Below are 3,024 nucleotides of genomic sequence, written 5' to 3'. Positions count from 1 at the left end.
GAGGCTCGTCGTGGCCGTCGAAGCGATGCCGGCGAGCGGCTGGCCGAGCACGTGGGGGAGTGCGCGGAGATTGCCGATGTCGTCCGCGACGCCGCGCAGCACGAGCTCGCCCGCCGAGGTGCGCGCCCAGTCCTCCGCGGGATTGGCCTGCCATGCCCATTGCGGGCTCAGTCCTTCGGAGAAGTCGTCGGAGGCGCTGCGGGTGCGATCGCGCTGCACCGAGCCGGTCGGCGTCGCATGCTCGAGCACCGGCTGCGCGGGCCCACCCTGCACGGCCTCGCCCATGAGCGGCCAGCCGTCGGCGTCCCACGCCATGGGCTGCAGGTGCAGAACCCTGCCGAAGACGCCGCGATCCTGGAAGTGCAGGAACCAGTCCGTGCCGTCCGCGGCCTCGACCCAGGCGCCCTGATGCGGGCCGTTCACCGGGGTCGATCCCTGCTCGAGCACGATCCGCTCCTCATACGGGCCGAAGGGGTCCCGGGAGCGGAAGGCCGACTGCCACCCGGTCGCCACGCCGCCCGCAGGCGCGAAGATCCAGTACCAGCCGTCGCGCTTGTAGAACTTGGGTCCCTCGAGCGTGACGTAGCCGGGCAGCGTGTCGCCGTCGATCACCGTGCGTCCGGGGCCCGTAGCGTGGGTGAGGTCCGCTTCCACGGGGATCACGGTGAGGGCGTTCTTGCGGCCCGAGCGACTCGCTGCCCAGCCGTGCACGAGATAGGTGTTGCCGTCGTCATCCCACAGCGGGCAGGGATCGATGATGCCGAGCCCGGCGAGCAGGGTACGGGGTTCGCTCCACGGTCCGGCCGGGTCCTGAGCCGAGATCACCATGACCCCCTGGTCGACCCCGGGGTAGACGATGTGGAACGTGCCCTCATGCCACCGGATCGACGGGGCCCACACGCCGGAGCCGTGGCGCGGCAGGCTGTACCACTCGAACGGGGGGAGTGCGGGGAGCGCATGCGTGAGATGCGTCCAGTTCACGAGGTCGTCGGAGACCAGCACTGGCAGCCCTGGCGCACGATTGAAGCTCGAGCAGATCATGTAGTACCGATCCCCGACGCGGATCGCGTCAGGATCGGGGAAGTCGGCATCGATGATCGGGTTGCGGTAGCGCGGCGTTGCGTCGACATGCTCTGTCATCATGATTCCACTTTACGGGAAACCGGTTACTAGACTGTCGACATGTCCAAGATCGTGACCGTCGGCAAAGAAGCCCACCAGATCCCCTCACTGTCTCTCGCCCTCGAGGACCCCGAGGCGACCGAGATCGTGCTGCACCCCGGCGCCTACGTCGAGCACGTCGTGATCGCGCCTCGACGCGCGCCGCTCCTCGTGCGCGGGGCGACCGGAGCGGCGGCCGACGTCGTCGTGTCGTTCGGGCTGCGCCAGGGCGACCGCGACCGCACGGGCATGGAGTACGTGCAGGACTGCGCCTCGCTGACGATCGATGCCGACGACGTCACGATCCGCGACATCACGATCGAGAACACCTTCGACAAGCCGAACTTCGGTCACCTTCCCAACTCCCAGGCCCTCGCTCTGCGCACGCGCGGCGATCGCATCCTCCTCGAGCGGTGCCGGCTGCTCGGGCATCAGGACACCGTGCTGCTCGATGCCCCCAGCTGGGCGGCGCGGCGCCGTGTGCACCTGCGCGACTGCGAGATCACCGGCGACGTCGACTTCATCTACGGGCGCGCGACCGCGCTGATCGAGGGCGGGCTCATCCGCAGCATCGGGGGCGGGTACATCGCGGCTCCGAGTACGGCTCGGGAGAACCCGCGCGGCTTCCTCTTCTGGGGCGTCGAGATCGTCGGCGATCTGCCGGCCGGGTCGGTCAAGCTCGGGCGCCCGTGGCATCCCGGTGGCAAGCCGGATGCGATCGGGCAGGCGCTCTTCGCGCACTGCACGCTCGGCCCCCACGTCGATGCGGAACCGTGGGACGACATGGGGGGATACAGCTGGCGCGACGCGCGGTTCGCCGAGTTCGCAAACGCCGGACCGGGCGCGGCCGGTGCCGACCGGCCGCAGCTCGACACCGAACCCGACCGTGCCGCATGGCTGACCGACGACGGGCCGGCCGGCGGCTCGTCGACGCGCATCTTCATCGCCTCCGATTCCACGGCCTCGGAGTACCCGGCCGACAGGGCTCCCCGCACCGGCTGGGGTCAGATGCTCTCAGACGTCGTCGATGCCGAGGTCGTCAACCTCGCCGTGTCCGGAGCGAGCACGACCAGCTACATCGCCGAGGGGACTCTCGATGCGCTCCTGGCCGAGGTGCGCACGGGCGACATCGTGCTGATCGGCTTCGGACACAACGATCCGAAGCCCGACGAGCGTCACGCCGACGTCTTCACGGCCTTCCCCGGCAACCTCCGCCGCTTCCTGATCGGGGTGCGGACGCGATCTGCCGTGCCCGTGCTCCTGACGCCGATCGAACGCCGCTTCTTCGAGGGAGGGCGGGCGGCGCCGACGCATGGCGGCTACCCCGAGAGCATCCGCCTGCTCGCGAGGACCGAGGGCGTCGCCCTCATCGACCTCACGCGCGCGACTCACCGGCTCTGGCAGGCACAGGGCGAGACCGAGAGCACGCGCTCGTTCCTCTGGGTGCGGCCCGACGAGTTCCCGGCCTACCCGGCGGGTGAGAGCGACGACACGCATCTGTCTGCCGACGGCGCAGCGCTCGTGGCCGGGATCGTCGCGGAGCAGCTCGCGACGCTCGGACTCACGAGCGCTCGCGCTCAGGAGGAGCGGCTGACCGTCTCGCGGTAGGCCGCCGCGTAGCTCGCGCCGAAGATGCGCTGAGCCGCCGCGGTCAGGTGCGTCGTCTCGTCGTTGACGCTGCCGAGGCTCGGCGACTCCGCGTAGCCGGTGTTCTCGACACGCGTCGGCAGATGCCGCAGCGCATCCGCGACACCCCGGTGGTCGGGGTACGCGCGCAGCCGATCGGCGGGAAGCTGCCCGACGACGAACGGCGAGGCCGCGGCCTCCGGCACACGGACGCGGAAGGCGCGGATGAGCTCGTCG

3 protein-coding genes are annotated in these 3,024 nt (G+C 70.4%); 1 reads left to right on the top strand and 2 read right to left on the bottom strand.

From position 1 onward, the window contains the following. Positions 1 to 1,143, bottom strand: a 1,143-nt coding sequence (locus RTM68_RS14725) for a family 43 glycosylhydrolase (RefSeq protein WP_312172280.1), incomplete at its 3' end; no start/stop codon positions are given. Between the two features lie 39 nt (positions 1,144 to 1,182). Here RTM68_RS14725 and RTM68_RS14720 point away from each other — a divergent pair. Continuing rightward, positions 1,183 to 2,769 (top strand): pectinesterase family protein, encoded by a 1,587-nt coding sequence (locus tag RTM68_RS14720; RefSeq protein WP_312172277.1) that lies wholly within the window; start codon positions 1,183 to 1,185, stop codon positions 2,767 to 2,769. On the opposite strand, the gene RTM68_RS14715 is transcribed toward RTM68_RS14720, so the two are convergent. Further along, the coding region (locus RTM68_RS14715) for a hypothetical protein (protein ID WP_312172273.1) at positions 2,739 to 3,024 on the bottom strand (286 nt) is incomplete at its 5' end. The genes RTM68_RS14720 and RTM68_RS14715 overlap by 31 nt on opposite strands.

The organism is Microbacterium sp. (genome assembly GCF_031988965.1).
In the GTDB taxonomy this organism is placed as follows: domain Bacteria; phylum Actinomycetota; class Actinomycetes; order Actinomycetales; family Microbacteriaceae; genus Microbacterium.
This window is presented reverse-complemented; position numbering and strand designations above follow the sequence as displayed.